The sequence below is a fragment of the Streptomyces viridiviolaceus genome (genome assembly GCF_014650995.1).
GTDB classification, from domain to species: Bacteria; Actinomycetota; Actinomycetes; order Streptomycetales; family Streptomycetaceae; genus Streptomyces; species Streptomyces viridiviolaceus.
The window spans coordinates 499760-517181 of record NZ_BMWA01000001.1 but is presented as its reverse complement, the minus strand read 5'-3'; the positions used below and the strand labels follow the sequence as shown (position 1 = coordinate 517181).

11 protein-coding genes and 2 pseudogenes are annotated in these 17422 nt (G+C 70.1%); 9 read left to right on the top strand and 4 right to left on the bottom strand.

Going from position 1 to position 17422, the window contains the following annotated elements; genetic code table 11:
• The first annotated feature begins 103 nt into the window (after nucleotides 1–103).
• The 4 genes from IE260_RS02110 to IE260_RS02095 all read left to right on the top strand — a co-directional run bounded on the left by IE260_RS02110 (nucleotide 104) and on the right by IE260_RS02095 (nucleotide 5024).
• On the top strand, nucleotides 104–3031 hold the full coding sequence (locus tag IE260_RS02110; RefSeq protein ID WP_189868666.1) for an FAD-binding and (Fe-S)-binding domain-containing protein: 2928 nt from the start codon (nucleotides 104–106) through the stop codon (nucleotides 3029–3031).
• 70 nt (nucleotides 3032–3101) lie between these two features.
• Nucleotides 3102–3995, top strand: a complete 894-nt coding sequence (locus IE260_RS02105) for a fumarylacetoacetate hydrolase family protein (RefSeq protein WP_189868665.1) — start codon at nucleotides 3102–3104, stop codon at nucleotides 3993–3995.
• A gap of 135 nt (nucleotides 3996–4130) precedes the next feature.
• Nucleotides 4131–4316 carry a hypothetical protein gene (locus tag IE260_RS02100; RefSeq protein WP_189868664.1) on the top strand — a complete coding sequence of 62 codons (186 nt, stop codon included), beginning with the start codon at nucleotides 4131–4133 and terminating at the stop codon, nucleotides 4314–4316.
• A gap of 42 nt (nucleotides 4317–4358) precedes the next feature.
• A complete protein-coding gene (locus tag IE260_RS02095; protein WP_189868663.1) occupies nucleotides 4359–5024 on the top strand; it encodes a DUF4232 domain-containing protein in 666 nt (221 codons plus the stop codon).
• A gap of 117 nt (nucleotides 5025–5141) precedes the next feature.
• Here IE260_RS02095 and IE260_RS02090 read toward each other — a convergent pair whose 3' ends face one another.
• The 3 genes from IE260_RS02090 to IE260_RS02080 form a co-directional block, all read right to left on the bottom strand.
• Nucleotides 5142–6407, bottom strand: coding sequence for an anhydro-N-acetylmuramic acid kinase (locus IE260_RS02090; RefSeq protein ID WP_189868662.1), 1266 nt, complete (start codon nucleotides 6405–6407; stop codon nucleotides 5142–5144).
• A 70-nt stretch (nucleotides 6408–6477) separates the two neighbouring features.
• Nucleotides 6478–8058 carry a sodium:solute symporter gene (locus tag IE260_RS02085; RefSeq protein WP_189868661.1) on the bottom strand — a complete coding sequence of 527 codons (1581 nt, stop codon included), beginning with the start codon at nucleotides 8056–8058 and terminating at the stop codon, nucleotides 6478–6480.
• Between the two features lie 8 nt (nucleotides 8059–8066).
• Entirely contained in the window at nucleotides 8067–9068 is a 1002-nt protein-coding gene (locus IE260_RS02080; protein ID WP_189868660.1) for an N-acetylglucosamine kinase, read from the bottom strand.
• Nucleotides 9069–9272: 204 nt separating this feature from the next.
• On the opposite strand from IE260_RS02080, the gene IE260_RS02075 reads away from it, so the two are divergent.
• Nucleotides 9273–10223, top strand: coding sequence for a MurR/RpiR family transcriptional regulator (locus tag IE260_RS02075; protein ID WP_189868659.1), 951 nt, complete (start codon nucleotides 9273–9275; stop codon nucleotides 10221–10223).
• Between the two features lie 46 nt (nucleotides 10224–10269).
• Nucleotides 10270–11166: pseudogene (murQ, locus tag IE260_RS02070) on the top strand (N-acetylmuramic acid 6-phosphate etherase).
• Between the two features lie 57 nt (nucleotides 11167–11223).
• Here murQ and IE260_RS02065 read toward each other — a convergent pair.
• A complete protein-coding gene (locus IE260_RS02065; protein ID WP_189868658.1) occupies nucleotides 11224–12060 on the bottom strand; it encodes an alpha/beta fold hydrolase in 837 nt (278 codons plus the stop codon).
• A 431-nt stretch (nucleotides 12061–12491) separates the two neighbouring features.
• Between IE260_RS02065 and IE260_RS02060 the strand changes: the two genes are divergently transcribed.
• The 3 genes and pseudogenes from IE260_RS02060 to IE260_RS02050 form a co-directional block, all read left to right on the top strand.
• Nucleotides 12492–13736 carry an MFS transporter gene (locus tag IE260_RS02060; RefSeq protein WP_189868657.1) on the top strand — a complete coding sequence of 415 codons (1245 nt, stop codon included), beginning with the start codon at nucleotides 12492–12494 and terminating at the stop codon, nucleotides 13734–13736.
• A 501-nt stretch (nucleotides 13737–14237) separates the two neighbouring features.
• Nucleotides 14238–16499 carry an ATP-binding protein gene (locus tag IE260_RS02055; RefSeq protein WP_229880345.1) on the top strand — a complete coding sequence of 754 codons (2262 nt, stop codon included), beginning with the start codon at nucleotides 14238–14240 and terminating at the stop codon, nucleotides 16497–16499.
• Nucleotides 16462–17067: pseudogene (locus IE260_RS02050) on the top strand (SPDY domain-containing protein); the annotation flags it as partial. The gene IE260_RS02055 and the pseudogene IE260_RS02050, both read left to right, overlap by 38 nt.
• Nucleotides 17068–17422 lie beyond the last annotated feature (355 nt).

Sequence of the window (17422 nt, the reverse complement as noted above, 5' to 3'; positions counted from 1 at the left end):
CCGCGGCCCGGCCGCGGGGCCCCCGTCCCTCCGGCCCGTCCCGCCAGGCGCAGAACCCGGGCACCGTCGGCCGGCCACCACCCGTAATGCAACGGAGAGCCGCATGGCACTGCTCGATCCAAAACCTGACGCGTTGCGCCCGCAGCAGCACCGGGGCCCTGCGGCCGATCGGGTCCCCGACGAACGGGCGCCCGGCACGCCCGAAGCCCTGCGCGAGGACCTCGTCCGCCTGCTGGGCCCGGACAAAGTGCTGCACACGCTGTCCGACCTCGTGAAGTACGCCTCGGATGCCAGCCCCTACCGCTTCGTGCCACAAGTGGTCGTCATCGCGGAAAACGTCGAGGACATCGCCGCGGTACTGAGCTACGCTCGTGACCACCGGCGTGCTGTCGTCTTCCGCGCGGCGGGCACCTCCCTGAACGGGCAGGCACAGGGCACCGACATCCTCGTCGACGTGCGCCGCCACTGGACCGGCTTCGAGGTCCTCGACGACGGCCTCAGGGCACGCATCGGACCGGGTACGACCCTCGGACGCGCCAACGTCGCGCTGTCCCGGTACGGCAGGCTGATGGGACCCGATCCGGCGAGTTCCCGCGCCTGCACCGTCGGCGGCGTCGTCGCCAACAACGCCTCGGGCATGACCGCCGGCGTCACCCGCAACTCCTACCGCCTGCTCTCTTCCCTCACTCTCGTCCTCCCATCCGGCACGGTCGTCGACACCGCGGCCCCGGACGCCGACGAGCGGCTCCGGGCAGCGGAACCCGACCTGTGTGCGGGTCTGCTGGCCATCAAGGCCGACATCGAGGCCGACAACGCGCTCGTGGCCCGGATCCGCGCCAAGTACGAACTCAAGAACACCAATGGCTACCGCCTTGACGCCTTCCTCGACGGCTCCACCCCCGTGGAGATCCTGCGGGGGCTGATGGTCGGCTCCCAGGGCACGCTCGGATTCATCGCCGAGACCGTGTTCAGGACGGTGTCCCTGGACCGCCTCACCCACACGGCGCTGCTGTTCTTCCCCGACCTCACCACGGCTGCGGCGGCGGTGCCGCAGTTCAACGAGGCCGGTGCCCGCGCGGTGGAGATCATGGACGGCAACACGCTCCGCGCCTGCGCGAGCGTCGACGGCGTCCCCGCCGACTGGGCCGAGCTTCCCCGGGAGACCGCAGCCCTGCTGGTGGAGTTCCGCGCCCCGGACGCCTCGACGCACGAAGCCAACCAGCGGGCCGCCGCCGACGTACTGGCACGGCTGACGCTGGTCGCGCCGGTGGCGTCCGTCACCAACCGCTTCATCGGCGACCCAGCCACCATTGGTACGTACTGGCACGCCCGCGAGGCCTTCATGACGGCAGTCGGCAAAGCCCGGCCGGCCGGATCGACACTGATCACCGAAGACTTCGCGGTACCGCCCACGTGCTTGGCAGAGGCGTGCGAGGCACTGTCGGAGCTCCAGCGCCGCCACGGGTACGACGCCGCCGTCGCCGGCCATGCGGCCCACGGCAACCTGCACTTCCTGCTCGCCCTCGACGCAGCGAGTCCGGACGACGTCCAGCGGTACGCCGACTTCATGGACGAGTTCTGCACCATGGTGGTGAGCCGCTTCGACGGCTCCCTCAAAGCGGAGCACGCCACTGGCCGCAACATGGCACCGTTCCTCGAAACCGAATGGGGCAGCCGCGCCACCGAACTGATGTGGCGCATCAAGCACACCCTCGATCCCCAGGGCGTGCTTGCCCCAGGCGTGGTCCTCACCCGCGACCCCACCGCCCACCTGTGGGGCCTCAAAACCATTCCCGCCATCGAGCCTGTCGCCGACGCCTGCATCGAGTGCGGTTTCTGCGAACCGGTCTGCCCGAGCCGCGACCTCACCACGACGCCTCGCCAACGCATCGTGCTGCGTCGCGAGATGCTGCGCCAGAGCGACGACTCCGCTGCGCTGAACAACCTCCTGGAGTCCTACGGTTACGACGCCGTCGACACCTGCGCCGGCGACGCCACCTGCAAGACGGCATGCCCCGTCGGCATCGACACCGGTGCCTTCATGAAGGCCTTTCGCCATCAGCGGAACTCCGAACGGGAAGAACGCAACGCGGCTCGCCTCGCGCGGCGGTTCTCCCTGGCCGAGACATCGGTGCGGGCCGCCCTCGGTGCCGCGGACCACATCAGCGACCGCGTCCTGGGCCGAGTCACCTCCGCCATACGGACCGCGATCTCACCGGACCTGGTTCCCGAGTGGATCCCCGCCGTTCCGTCCCCCGCCCGTACACCGCTGCCCGCCACCGAGCGGGGCACCGCCGTCGCCGTCTACTACGTGGCCTGCGTCAACCGCATCTTCGCGGGTCCCGACGGCGCACCCGGGCTCTCCCTGCCCGAAGCGGTCGTCACGGTCTCCCGTCGGGCCGGACGACCGGTCTGGGTACCGCCGGACCTTGCCGGATCGTGCTGCGCGACCATCTGGCACTCCAAGGGCTACGACACCGGCAACACCGTCATGGCGAACCGTATCGTCGAACGAGCCTGGGAGTGGACCGACAAGGGACGCCTTCCGCTCATCGTCGACGCCTCCTCCTGCACGCTCGGCATCGGGCAGGAAGTGATCCCCTATCTCACGCCGGAGAACCTGCGCAAGCACCAGGCCCTCACCGTGGTGGACTCTGTCGCATGGGCTGCCGAGTTGCTGCCGCACCTGGAGGTGACCGACCCACTGGACAGCGTGGTGCTCCATCCCACCTGCTCCATGCGGCACCTCAAGGACGTAGAGCAGCTGCAAACCGTCGCCGAGTTCATGGCGGGCGACGTCACCGTGCCTGTCTACGCGGAGTGCTGCGGCTTCGCCGGGGACCGTGGACTGCTGCACAGGGAGCTGACCGAGGCGGCGACGGCACACGAGGCCGCCGAGGTGACGACCGGCAGGTTCGACGCCTATCTGTCGGCCAATCGCACATGCGAGATCGGCATGGAGCACGCCACGGGGCGCCCCTACCAATCCGTGCTTCTCGCGCTCGAACGGGCGACCCGCCCCACCGACTGAACACCAGCCGGCCCGCACACAGCGGAGCGGGCCCCACCACCGTGCACCGCGCCACCCCAGGGAGATCACCTTGCGCATAGCCAACCTCGCCGGCCGGCTGACCGTGATCGTCGAAGGCCGGGCGATCGATGTCCACACAGCCAGCCGTGGGGTGTTCTCGGCCGACCCGCAAGCGGTCTACGCCCGCTGGGCCGAGTTCCGTACCTGGGTCGCCGGCGCCGACCTCGCCGGCGGGAGGCCCGTCGACGCGGCGGAACTCGGTGCGCCCGCACCGTCTCCCAGGCAGATCTTCGCCATCGGGCTCAACTACCGGGAGCACGTGACCGAGGCAGGTTTCACCACACCCGAAGGCATGCCACCGGTGTTCACCAAGTACGCGACCGCTCTCACCGGCCCGGTGACGGAGGTGACGCTGCCTCAGGGCGGCCACACCGACTGGGAGGTCGAACTGGTCGTGGTCATCGGCCAGAAGGCCCACAACGTCTCCGAAGAGGATGCCTGGAGCCATGTGGCGGGACTGACGGTCGGACAGGACATCTCCGAGCGTGTCCTTCAGATGGAGGGACCTGCGCCACAGTTCAGCCTCGGCAAGTCGTACCCGGGCTTCGCTCCCACAGGTCCCTGGCTGGTGACCCCGGACGAGTTCGACGACCCCGACGACCTGGAGCTGACCTGCTCCGTCAACGGTGAGGTGGTGCAGCGCGGACACACCCGTCAGATGATCTTCTCCGTGCCGTCGCTTGTCGCCAAGCTGTCCGGCGTCCTCCCGTTGCTCCCCGGAGACGTCGTCTTCACCGGCACTCCGGCCGGGGTCGGCCTGGGCCGCACGCCACAACGCTGGCTCGCCCCCGGCGACGAACTCCTCAGCTCCGTGGGCGGTATCGGCGAGCTGCGACAGAGATTTGCCGACAGCGCCGTCCCCCTCGCCTCGTCGGCGGCACCTACGTCACCGAGAACCCCCTGATCTTCTCGCCGCTCGCATCACCCCGGGCAAGTGAAGCCGCCCCAGCGCCGGCCCGTAAGTGCCTCACCGACCCGGGCCTTTCGAGGACCTGCGCGTCGGCGAGGTGATCCGAGCGACCACCCGCTCCCCGGACAGATGCCCGAGCCGCAGCCTTCCGGACCGTCTCCGCCGACAACCAACGTCTCCGGCACCACCGTGTTCGCGCACATCACCGGCGAGGTCTTCGTCACCGTCGCCGGCCCGGAAGCACGGGGCCACAACCGTGTCGTGGTGACGGCCGGGACCCAACACGATCAGCGCGATGAACTCGTGCCCTCCTGACCAGCACAAGTACCTGCCGCGACGTCAGTGACGAAGGAAACCATGAAACACCGCATACTCCTGGCCAGCACTCTTCTCTGCTGCGCCGTACTGGCCGGGTGCACCGGCCAGGGCACGGACGGCGCTGCCGGAGACAGTACCCGTACGCCCGGCTCGTCGCCGACCGAGGCCGCCACCGTCTCCGGAGCTGCCGACACCGGCCGCTCCAGCCCCTCCGGTGAACCGGCACCGAGCACGTCCCTCGGATCCGCAACGCCGTCGTCCGGCTCCGCCGTACCGGCGATGAGACGCCGGTGCCACACCTCCGAACTGAGGGCATCCGTCGGAGCCAACCGTCCCGGCGCCGGTCAGTCGAACTTCGCCGTCGTCCTGACCAACGGCTCCCGCCGCACCTGTACCGTGCGCGGATTCCCTGCAGTGGCGTTCGTCAACGGCAAAGGCGAGGCGGTCACCCCGGACCCCGAACGGGCCATGGGTCAGGAGCACCGCACCGTAACGCTCACTCCCGGAGCCAGCGCATGGTCGGCGATGACGTATGCGAATCCGGCCATCACCCGTGTCACCACCGTGACGCCGAAGTACCTGCTCATCACACCGCCCGAGGAGTCGGCCTGGCTCTCTGTGCGCTGGACCGGTGGCGAAGTCTCCAACACGGGCAAGGCGTCAGTCCCCCGAGTGAGTCCGTTCCGGGCAGGCGACGGCGCCTGACCCGACCCGCCCCAGTCAAGCGACACCCCACCGTGGGTGACCCACTACTACGGTGGGGTGCCGACCAGCGTCCTGTGCCCGACGGGGTACTGGTGCGGAGGTCGGGAAAGGGCACTGTCAGCCGTGTGATGTGCGCGCGCAGTCACGCGTTCTCGCCCTGTTGCGCGCCGAGCGGTCGGCTGCGTCGACGGCAGTGGTGGTCGGTCGGCCGGCGGGTCCGGCGATGCGCAGCAGGCGTGGCGGTCGGGCAGCGGGCTCGGGCAGGCGTAGGGGTGCGAGGCCGGGAGTGATGCTGCCCAGCAGCGTGGCGCGGCGGGCACCGGTGCCCGACGGCAGGGTGCCGGGCAGGCCGTGGACGGTGAGGAAGCCGAGAACGGCGAAGGCCAGCGCCTCCTTGGCACCGGAGGGCAGGCCCAGGTCATCGCTGGGGCGCAGCGCCACTCCGGGCAGCTCCTCGGTGATCATGCGCATCAGGGTCGGATTCCGGGTACCTCCGCCGGACACGACCAGACTGGTCACTCCGTGCGCCCGGCAGGCGTCGGCCACGGTGACAGCCGTGAGCCTGGTCAGGGTCGCGAGGACGTCGTCCGCTGCGGGAGTCGGCACGGCGGACAGCGCACGCCGCAGGTATGGCAGGTGGAAGTGCTCCTTGCCGGTGGTCTTCGGCGCGGGCCTGCGGTAGTACGGATCATCGAGGAGGACCTTGAGCAGGTCGGGGCTGGTCTGTCCGGCCGCCGCCCGGCGGCCGTCCTCGTCGTAGGTCGCGGCGCCGCCGGTGAAGTGTTCTGTCGCCGCGTCCAGCAGGGCGTTGGCGGGGCCGGTGTCGAACGCCAGGGGATCGGCACCGGGCGCCAGCACGGTGATGTTGGCGATGCCACCGAGGTTCAGTGCCGCCGGTACGCCAGGGAGCCCTCGCAGGAGCAGGGTGTCGGTCATCCCGACCAGCGGGGCACCTTGCCCTCCCGCGGCGACGTCCCGGCTGCGCAGGTCGGAGACGACCGGGACACCGGTGACCTCGGCGATCCACGCCGGCTGGCCCAGCTGCAGAGTCCCGCGGACGGCACCGTCGTCCACCCAGTGGTACATGGTCTGGCCGTGTGACACCACGAGGTCGGCGGCACCCCCGCACAGCTCGTCGAGCGCGCGGGAGGCGACACCGGCGAAGGCCTGTCCGATGCCGTTGTCGAGGACGCAGACGGCCCGGGCGGTCGTCGTCGCGGGCGGCAGCGTGGCGGCGATCAGGTTTCTCAGGTCGTCGGCGTAGGGGACGGACAGGTGGCCGAGCGGCCGCATGAGGAGGACGTCACCCTCCAGGGTGAGGTCGGCGGCGGCCGCCTCGACGGCGTCGTACGAGGTGCCCGACATCAGTCCGATCACACGCATGGCTTCTCCAGTGATGACCTACGAGGGTGGGCGGACGGCCCGGGCGACGGCTCCCGTCGCCCGGGCCCTCTCACTCCCGGCCGGCACCGGCCGGGACACGCCCCGGGCCGGATTCCGGCCCGGCGTCGGGCAGTTCGGCCGTATGGCTTTCGCGGGTCTCCGGTGCCCGGTGGAACAAGCTCATCACACCGCCGACCGCCAGGGTGACCAGCACGCCGATCGGCACCAGCCACTGCGCGGCGATCGCGGTCGGGACCGTCGCCCCCGCCACCGTGACGTCGATCTTCACCTCGCGCACGATGTAGGTCATCAACGCGACCGTCACCAGGAAGGCCACCATGGAGTCGACCTCGTTCGCGCGCTTGACCAGCCGCCCGAGGAGGAAGGCACCGAGCAGTGCACCGTAGGTGTAGCCGGCGATGGTCAGGCCGGTCAGGTACACGTTGCCGGTGCTGGTGCTGAAGGCACAGGCGAAGACCGCCATCAACACGGCCCACACCAGGGTCATCACCCGGGCGAGCTTCAGCAGCGCCTGCTCGGACGGGGTGCTGCGGAAGAAGCTGTGGATGATGTCGGCGACCGTCGAGTTGGACATGGAGTTCAGGGCCGAGGACAGAGAGCCCATCGCGGCGCCGAGGATGCCGGCCACGAGCAGGCCGGAGATCACGACGGGCAGCCCGTGCAGGATGAAGTTCGGGTAGAGGTTGTCGGAGCTGGCCAGGCCCAGGTCCGTGAAGCTCTTGCCCTCGTTGTACGACCACAGCAGCGCGCCGACGAGGGAGAACGCGGCGAACTGGAGGGTGACGAAGACACCGGAGGCGATCATGGCCTTCTGTCCGTCGCGCAGGGACTGGGTGGCGAGCACCCGCTGGACGATCAGCTGGTCCGAACCGTGACTGGCCATGGCGAAGATCGCACCGCCGACGATCGCCGTGGGGAGGGCGAACGGGCTGGTGAGGACATGCGCGAGGTCGAAGTTCGTGTCGAACAGTGTGAAGTGGCCCGAGTGCAGGGCACGCACGTAGCCGTCTCCGCCCACGTGAGCGGAGAGCACCGCGATGGCGAGGATCGCGCCGCCGAGGTACAGGCCCATCTGGATGGCGTCGGTCCAGATGACCGCCTTGATGCCGCCCAGGTAGGTGTAGACGACGGTGATCACTGTGAGGACGACGATGATGACCCGGTAGCCGGCGTGCACCCCGAATTCGTCGAGCAGCAGCTTGATCGGGATGGCGGAGGCGAACAGGCGGACGCCTTCGGCCAGGAGGCGGGTGACGACGAAGGTGACCGAGGCGAGCCCCTGCAGTTTCAGCCCGAACCTGTTGCCCAGGTACTGGTAGGCGCTGACGAATCCGCCGCGCTTGTACAGGGGGATCAGCGCGGTGGCGACGACGACGCGGCCGATGACGTAGCCGATGGCGAGTTCCACGTTACCGAAACCCTGCCCGCTGTAGGCGCCGCCGGGCACGCTGATGACGGTGAGCACGCTGGTCTCGGTGGCCACCACGGAGAACGAGACGGTCCACCAGGGCATCTGCCCTTCGCCGACGAAGTAGTCCTTCGCAGTCTTCTGCCGTCCGGCCAGCCGCAGGCCGATCACGGCGATGGCGACCAGGTAGACGACGACCACGACCAGGTCGAGTTGACGCACGTTCGCTCCTAAGCAACGGCCGGCGGCGATACCGGCGTGGTGGTGACGGGGGGTCGGGGCGTCGTCCGGCGGACGCGGACGACGTGGGGTTCCTGTGGCGCGGAGGAGGCCAGTGCCAGCAGGCGCGCCCCGTCCAGCGGGTCTCCCAGAGGGGGTTGCAGACGCAGGGTGCGGGCGGAGCCGTCGACCGCGGTTCGCAGCGGCGCCATGAGTGGTTCGCCGAGGCCGGTCAGACCGCCGGTGACGGCGACGGGCAGGTCGTCGCCGGTGATCCGGCCCGCGGCGGCGAGCACGGTTTCACCGAGCGCGGCGGCGGCGTCCCGGACGACCACGCCGGCGACGGCGTCACCCGACTCGGCCGCGCGGGCCACTTCCGGGGCGAAGGAGGCTGCGACGCGCGCGGGATTGCCTCCGGCGGCGAGGGCGGCCGGCAGCGCGTCGAGGGAGCCGAACCGGCGGGCGGCTGCGGCAAGCAGTACGGTGTCCGGTCCGCGTCCGTCGTGGGCGCGTAGCGCGGCCCGCAGGCCGGCGGTGCCGATCCAGGCACCACTGCCCTCGTCGCCCAGCCAGGGGCCCCAGCCGTCGACACGAGCGTACGAGCCGTCCTCGCCGATGCCGATGGCGACGGAACCGGTGCCGATCGCCAGCACTACGCCCGGACGGGCGCCCAGGGCTCCCGCGTGCGCGGTGATGGCGTCGCTGGTGACGGCGGCCTCGTCCGTGGGCAGGTCCTCGAGGAGCAGCTCAGCCAGGGCGCGGGCGGCCTCGGGGGCCGCGGCGGCTCCGGCGGCGCCCACGCAGACGGCGCTCAGCCGGCCCGGGGCGTGTTCCGTGATGAGTGGGAGGACGGCTGCGCGCACGGCGACACGGGCCGCTTCGACACCGTCGGCGGAGGCGAGCCCGGGAGCTCCCTGCACCTCGCGGACCAGGCTGGACGGGCCGTCCGGGCCCCTCCAGAGCACCGCACGGCAGCCGGTCTTCCCCAGGTCCACCGCCACTGCTGCTGTCATTCGGATGTCCTCGCGTCATGGATCCGGCACTCGGGGTGGTCACGGTGGATTCGGTGACCGGCACGGGATCGCGATGAGGCGAGTATTGGAAGACGGAACTCTGAATGTCAATAAATGACTTGCAAAGCTAGGTGCCGTAAATTTTTGACGCTCCGCGTGGGGCGCGGTTACGCTGACGCCACGCCACCAGGAGGGAATCCACCCATGACCCGCCAGGAGCCCAACCGCGCATCGGCGCGGTCGGCACAGGAGACGGCCGCCCCGGCCGACACGCTGTCGCGCATCCGCGCGGCCCGACCGTCCCTGGCCCCCTCGGAGCGTCGGGTGGCCGACGCCGTCCTGGCCGATCCGGCGCGCGCCTCGGAGTTGTCCATCAGTGCCCTCGCCGAACAGGCCGAGACCTCCGTAGCCACGGTCATGCGGTTCTGCCGGACAATGAAGCTGGGCAGCTACCCGCAACTGCGGCTCGCGCTGGCGGCGGCCGCCGCCCGGGAGCGCGCCCTCGGCGGCGAGCGCCCGGCGCAGGGCACCGACATCAGTGCCACCGACACCCTCGAACAGGTCGTCAGTAAGATCATCTACAACGAGGTCCGTGCCCTGGAGGACTCCGGAGCCAATCTCGATGTCGATGCGCTGCGCCGCGCGGTCGACGCCGTCGCGGCTGCCCGGCGCATCGACATCTTCGGTGTCGCCGCCAGCGCCTTCGTCGGCCAGGACCTGCACCAGAAGCTGCACCGCATCGGCCGCCTGGCGTTCATCTGGACCGATCGCCACGCGGCCCTGACCGCTGCGGCCCTCCTCGGCCCCGGTGACGTGGCCCTGGCCATCTCCCACTCCGGGGAGACCGAGGACACCGTCGAACCCCTTCAGGCGGCCGCCGAGAACGGCGCCACCACCGTCGCACTCACCAACGTCCCCGGCTCCACCCTCGCCGGCAGTGCCGACCTGGTCCTGACCACCTGTGCCCGGGAGACACCCTTCCGGTCCGGCGCCACCGTCAGCCGTATCGCACAACTCGCCCTCGTCGACTGCCTGTTCGTCGGCATTGCGCAGCGCTCCTACGACGCCACAACCGCCGCGCTGCACAAGACCTACGGGGCCGTGCAGCACCGCAGGCGATCGCAGTCCCAGCGGCGCATCCCGGCCGACGACTGAACCGGCCCCCTACCGCACCCCGCATCACCGAAAGGACGGCCTGGCAGTGGACCTCAGCACGCTCGGCACCGAGACTCGCAACGAGCGGACCACAGAACTGGACCGGATGCCGGTCTCCGAACTCCTCTCCGTGATGAACGCGGAGGACCGGACCGTCGCCCTCGCCGTACGAGAAGCACTCCCCGACATCGGCACCGCCGTCGAGGCCATCGTCGGCTCCCTGCGCCGGGGCGGCCGGCTCGTCTACCTCGGCGCCGGCACCAGCGGCCGGATCGGGCTCCTCGACGCCGTCGAGTGCCCACCGACCTTCGGTACCGCGCCGGAGCAGGTGGTCGGCCTGCTCTCCGGCGGCCCCGGCGCCTTCGCCGTGGCTGTCGAGGGCGCCGAGGACGAACCCGCCAGGGCCGTCGACGACCTCGACGGGATCGGTGTGGACGACCGCGACACCGTCGTCGGCCTCGCCGCCAGCGGCCGTACCCCGTACGTCATCGGCGGCCTCCAGCACGCCGCGGCCCGCGGCGCCGTCACCGTGTCGGTGGCCTGCAACCGCAACGCCGTGGTCAGTCGTTACGCCGACATCCCCATCGAGGTCCCCACCGGGCCCGAGATCCTCACCGGCTCCACCCGGCTCAAGGCCGGCACCGCCGAGAAGATGGTCTGCAACATGCTCTCCACCGCGTCGATGGTCCGGCTCGGCAAGGTCTATGAAAACCTCATGGTCGATGTCCGTGCCACAAACGACAAGCTCGTCGACCGTGCGGAGCGCATCGTGGTCCAGGCCACCTGATCGGATCCCGGCACCGCCGCCGAGGCCCTGCGTGCCGCCGGCGGGCACGCGAAGACGGCCATCGTCATGCTGCTCACCGGCAGCACCGTCGAGGAGGCCGCCCGGCGCATAGAACAGGCACACGGCGACACCCGCACCGCCGTGGCCCAGATCTGACCGGCGCTGAAGCACTGGTACGGAGCAGCAGCCCTCTCGGGAAGGGCTGCTGCGGCGTCACTTCCCCAGGAAGGTGAGGAGCGCGGCGTTGACTTCCTCCGCGTGGGTCCACAGCAGGCCATGCGGGGCGCCCTCGACCTCGATGTAGTCCGCGGACGGGAGGGCCTTGTGGAAGGGCCGCGCGGTGCCCTCGGCCGGCAGGATCCGGTCGGCCGTGCCGTGCAGGATCAGGGCCGGCACATCGATGGCAGGGATGTCGCCCCGGAAGTCCGTGTACCACGTCGACGGAGCGGCGGCGGCGGCGAAGAAGCCGCCGCCTGCGGCGACGTTCCAGCTGTTGCGGACCGCCTCCTCGCTGATCCTGGTGCCCAGGTTCTCGTCCAGGTTGTAGAAGTCCTTGAAGAAGGCGGTGTAGTACGCGTAGCGGTCCGCCTTCACGGCCGCGACCACGCCGTCGAAGAACTCCTGCGGGGCGACGCCGTCCGGGTTGTCCTCGGTCTTGAGCAGGCAGGGTTCCAGTGAGGCGAGGAAGGCGACCTTGGCCACTCGGGCGGAGCCGTAGGTGGAGACGTAGCGGGCGACCTCACCGGTGCCCATCGAGAACCCGACCAGGACGGCGTCCCGGACGTCGAGGGTTTCCATGACGGTGTTCAGGTCGGCGGCGAACGTGTCGTAGTCGTAGCCGGTCGTCGGCTGGCTGGACCGGCCGAAACCGCGGCGGTCGTAGGTGATCACCCGGTAGCCGGCATCGAGCAGAGCGGCACTCTGCCGCTCCCAGGAGTGGCCGTCGAGCGGGAAGCCATGGATGAGGACGACGGCCTGGCCGGACCCGTGGTCCTCGTAGTAGAGGTCGATGGTGGTGGAGTTTTCCTGACCCACGGTGATGTACGGCAAGGTCTCTTCCTTCGTCTGGAATGGCCGGCGGAACGGGAACCCGCATGCCTCGGGTGAGGCAGGCACCTACGGGCGGCGTCGGCCTTCGAAGCGTCCGCCGCCCGGAACTTTCGTTCCCTGGACGTCAGGTTAGGGCCGGCCTCCGGCCTCCTTTGTCCTGGAACGCACCGCCCGTTGCCCGCAAGTGCCCAGCACGGGAGATCACCGGTACGCACGGAGGGCCCGCCGGTGAGACTGGAACCGTTGCGGCGTCGGGAACAGATTCATCTCCAGTCGAGATGACTGACTTCACGAACCATCGCGCCAGGTGAGGAAGTGCGCGAGGCGGCCCGACGCTTGCACCTGCGTGACGGCAGCGAAGAGGCTGCCGGCCACTGCACAGCGCTTCCATCCGAGCCTGATTCCCGGCTCACTCAGCCAAGAAGGTGCACATGTCCGCATCAACCGACGCCAAGAGCCCGCGCCGGCGGGAGCCCACCGAGGTCCCTCAGGCGGTGCCGGGCTGGCTGGTTGCGCTCTTGGCCGTCGCCTCCGGCATGACGGTCGCCAACCTCTATTACGCCCAGCCTCTGCTGTCCACGCTGAGCGGCGTGTTCCACATCAGCACGGCCACGGCGGGCGCCCTGATCACGCTCACCCAGATCGGCTACGTGGTCGGCATGCTCTTCCTGGTTCCGCTCGGTGACCGGCTCGAGAAGCGCAGCCTGATCACTGTGTTGCTGGCGGTCACGACGCTCGCCCTCCTGACGGCGGGACTAGCCACCAGTTTCCCCATGCTGCTGATCGCATCGCTGGTCAGTGGTGCCACCTCGGTCGTCGCCCAGATCCTGGTGCCCTTCGCCGCCAGCCTCGCTCCCGACCATGCCCGGGGCCGTGTCGTCGGCCGAGTGATGAGCGGCCTGCTCACCGGCATCCTGCTCTCCCGCACACTCAGCAGCCTGGTCTCGGACCTCGCCGGCTGGCGCGTCGTCTTTCTCGGATCCGCGGCCCTGATGGCCGTGCTTGCCGTGGCCCTGCGCGCCGCTTTGCCGCAGCACGCACCCACCACGACCCTTCCGTACCATCATGTGCTGCGCTCCACCTTCCAACTGGTACGCACACACCCAGCGCTGGTGCGCCGCGGCCTTTACCAGGCAGCCATGTTTGCCGCCTTCAGCGCGTTCTGGACCACGGTCTCCTTCGTCCTGACCGGTCCGCATTTCCATTACTCATCGGTCGGAGTGGGTGTGTTCGCCCTCGTCGGCGCCGCGGGCGCAGCCGTCGCCCCGTTGGCTGGTCACTGGGCCGACCGAGGGCTCGTGCGCCCCATGACCGGCGTCGCCTTCGTGGTGGCCGCCCTGTCCTTCGCACTGGCGGGGTTCGGCGGACACAGCGTCATTCTCCTCGCCCTGGCCGCGATACTCATCGACGTGGCCGTCCAGGCCAGCCTCATCCTCGGCCAGCACACCGTCTACCAACTCGACCCCGCGGCCCGCGCCCGCCTCAACAGCGCCTTCATCGCCATGTTCTTCGCCGGCGGTGCCGCCGGCTCCCAAATCGGCTCCGTCGTCTACCACGCTGGAGGCTGGACCGCCCTGACCGCCCTCGGCGCCGCCCTCCCGCTCGTCGCTCTCCTCTACTGGAGCACCGAGCGCCGACAGCATTCGACGGCGGAACAGGGCGCGGCAAACCTGTGACGGCGTCACCTGGACGTTAGCGGCGCAAGCGGGATCGCCTCGTGTGCGCATGCGGCCGGGGCATGACCGATCGGCGCGGCTGCCGACGGCTGTGCCCCGCCTGCCCATCGGGCGCGGTGCTGCTGCCGGGACGGCGTCGGCTACCGGCGGGCGTGCCGGCCACTGGACTGGATCCCGCAGGCACACCCCGTCGGGCCACGGCTACGGCGACAGCGTAGGAGCCATTGCTCCAGGCCGACGGCATGAGAGGAGGGGGGAATACTCGGTCTCACCCAAGCCGAGGCCTCGTAAGGTCCCCTGCTGCCGTGCCGGGGATCCGGACGCGCCCTTTCTGTATCGCTTTGAACGAGTGCCGTGAGAAATCCCTCGTCCTCGATCGCTGATCTGCGGCACATTGATGGTCGATCATGGCAGGCGGAGATACAGAGCGGTCGGCGCGCTGGTGGGCCTGTCATCCCCGGTACGGCAGGTGCAGGCGGTGCAAGGGACAGGTTGGGTTGGGTGGCCGAGGTGGGTGGTGAGGACTTCGGTGTGCTGCTGCGGCGATTGCGCCTAGCGGCGTCGCTGACGTTGGAGGCATTGGCGGAGGCGTCGGGGGTGAGCGTCCGCGGGATCGGGGATCTGGAGCGCGGACGGGTCACGGCTCCTCGGCGCAGGACGGTGGCCGCGCTTGCTGACGGGCTGCAACTGGGTAAGACGGAGCGGGAGCGACTGCTGGCCGTCGCCCGGATCGGCCGCAACCCGCGCCCCCATCCGGCGGGGCTGTCTGCCTTCCCCCGGGGCATCGACGATTTCGTCGGCCGCAAGGCTGAGCTGGCACGGCTGACGACTCTGGCCGGGCGGGCGGGCCCGCGCGGGCTGCCGGTGGTGGTGGCGGTGTCCGGGCCGCCCGGAACGGGCAAGACCACCCTGGCGCTGCAGGCCGCCCATGAGCTGGCCGACCGCTTCCCCGACGGGCAGCTGCTGCTCGACCTGCGTGGCATGGACGACGACCCGCCCGATTCGGCCGAGCTGCTGCTGCGCGTGCTCAAGGCCTTGGGGGTGGCCGACCGGGACCTGGCCATGGCCGGCCCGCAGGGTCATCCGGAGTTGTACCGCCAGGTGCTGGCCGAGCGGTGCTGCCTGCTGGTGCTGGACAACGCCCGTAACGAGGCCCAGGTCCGCCCGCTGCTGCCCAGCGCGGGTGCGGGGATGGTGGTGGTCACCAGCCGACGGATGCTCACCGGCCTGGAAAGCATCCACCGCCTGCCGATCGGCGAACTCTCCCCCGCCGAAGCCGCCGCTTTCCTGACCGCCCTGGTCGGAGGCGAGCGCGCGGAGGCGGACCCGGTCGCGCTGGCCGAGGTCGCCGACCGCTGCGCTCATCTGCCGCTGGCCCTGCGGGTGGCGGGCAACTGGCTGGCCACCCGCACCGGCTGGTCCGTGCGCCGTCTGGCCGACCGTCTCGCGCTGGAAGAGCGCCGCCTGGACACCCTGATCGCCGGCGACCTCCATCTGTCGGCGGCCTTCGACCTGTCCTACCGCCAGCTCACTCCTACGGCCGCCCGCCTGTTCCGACTGCTGTCCCTGGTCGACGGCCCCGACACCAGCGCCGCCGGCGCCGCCCAGCTCACCGGGCAGCCCCTGTTCGACGCCGAGGACACCCTCGAGGAACTGGTGGAGACCGGCTTGCTCGGCACCGACCAGGACCGATACCGCCTCCACGACCTGATGCGCCTGTACGCCCGCAACCGACTGCAGGCCGAAGAGCCCGCCGAGGACGCCGAGGCGGCCCGCTCGGCGCTGCACCGCTGGCTGCTCGAGACCGCGGTCGTGGCCGGCCGCTGGTACGAACCCGACCACGGTGCCCCACCCCCGACCTGGCAGGGCACCGTCGACCTGTCGACCGCTGAAGACGCCCGCGTCTGGCTCCAGACGGAAGGTGCCAACTGGCTCGCCGCCCTGCGTGCGGCCGCCGCCGCGGGCGACCACGCGACCGTCGTCGAGGTCGCCGAGGCCCTGCACTGGTTCTCCGACCAATGGATCTTCTGGGGGCACTGGCCCGAGGTCTTCCGCACCGCCGCGCACTCCGCCCAGGCTCTCGGTGACCCCCTTCTGGAAGCCACCCACCTCAACTACCACGCCTGGGCCCTGCTCACCTGCGAAGGCCGCCACCACGACAGCCTCGACCGCTCCACCCAGGCCCTCGCCGCTGCCCAGCGTGCCGGCGATCTCTCCCAACAGGGTTGGGCCCACCAGTACACCAATTGGACGCTCTTGCGGCTTGGCGATTTCGCTGCGGCGCTGCATCACAACTGTGAGGCGGCCAGGCTCTTCGAGGCCGCTGGTGACCTCCACGGCGCCCTTCAGGCCAGGTCTGGGCGCGGCCAGACTCTTTGGGAAGCGGGCCGACTTGAGGAATCCATCGCGGAGAACCTGGGCACGCTCGCCTTTCTCGACAAGATCGGTGACCGCATCGAACCGCACATCGCCGACTTGACCCGGACAAGCCTGCAGTCGTACATCGGCCAGGCCCACGCCGACCTCAAGAACTGGTCGAAGGCCGCCGCCCACCTGCGCACGGCCGTGGACCTCTGCCGCGTCAGCGGCAACACAGGCATGGGGAGTCGCAACCTGGTGCACCTGGGCAACACCCTCCTGAGCGCAGGGCGGCACGAGGAGGCTCGAGAGGCCTTCTCGCGATGTCTGGCCCTCGGTGAGGCGGCCGATCCCAACCGCCTCACCGTTGCCCGGGAACGCCTCGCCGAACTGGACACCCGGTGAACCGCGGGCCCCGCCCCGGGACTTTGCCGGCGACGACGGACGCCTCTACGACGCCGTCGCCGACACGCTCACCGGCCTGGGCTGGACGAGCGATCGTTCGTGGTCGGCATGAGCCGGACGGGGGCTGGAGGGCCGCCAGGTTCTGCGCAGCACCTTCCTGCACATCAGTGCCGACGCCCTGCGCTGGGCCCGGTGGAGCCTGGCGGACGAGCCTTTCCACCTGGGTGAGCTGCCGATCACCTGGCAGATTTCCGCCCGTGCCGGGGTCAGCAGCCCGCTCGCTCAATGGTCGGCCTACTTCAGTCGCGACATCCCCGGCGAGGCGGTGGCCGACTTCCTCGTCGCGCTCGGCGCCCGAGACCAGCCCACTGTGCAGCTCGCCGGCCCCGATCTGGTCCTCGGCGCCGTCGCAGCACACGGCCGGCTTCGCGACATCGACCAGCCCTCGGCGGCAGCGACAGACCTGACGTTCACCTCGCACATCAGCCTCGGAGAGCTACCGCCTCTCATCCAGGACGCCAACCCCTGCTTCCTGGCCGCCGCAGCCGACGAGGAGGGACCGGCCGGGTGTCTGCGGAAGATCCTGCGCGAGGCTCGCGGAACATGGCCCGGGATCGCCGGTCAGCAAAACCGGCGATTGTCCGGACTATTGGAGATGTTCGGCTCCGCTGCGCAATTGCACATGTGGCGAGCCGACTGCCACGTCCCCCACGGGGGCTTACCCCCTCAAGAAGCTTGTCAATGGCCGAAGTTATTGTTTGCGATGCGTTTATTCTGACCGATCGGAACTGTTGCTCGATGCTGGACTGCGCCGCAGAACGGACTCATGCTGCCGGCCTCCCTGACGTCCATAGCTCTCGCGGCTCTGCGGCCGGAAGAAGCGCTGCTGCTGCGCATCCGCGATGCGGATCTCGCTGACGATG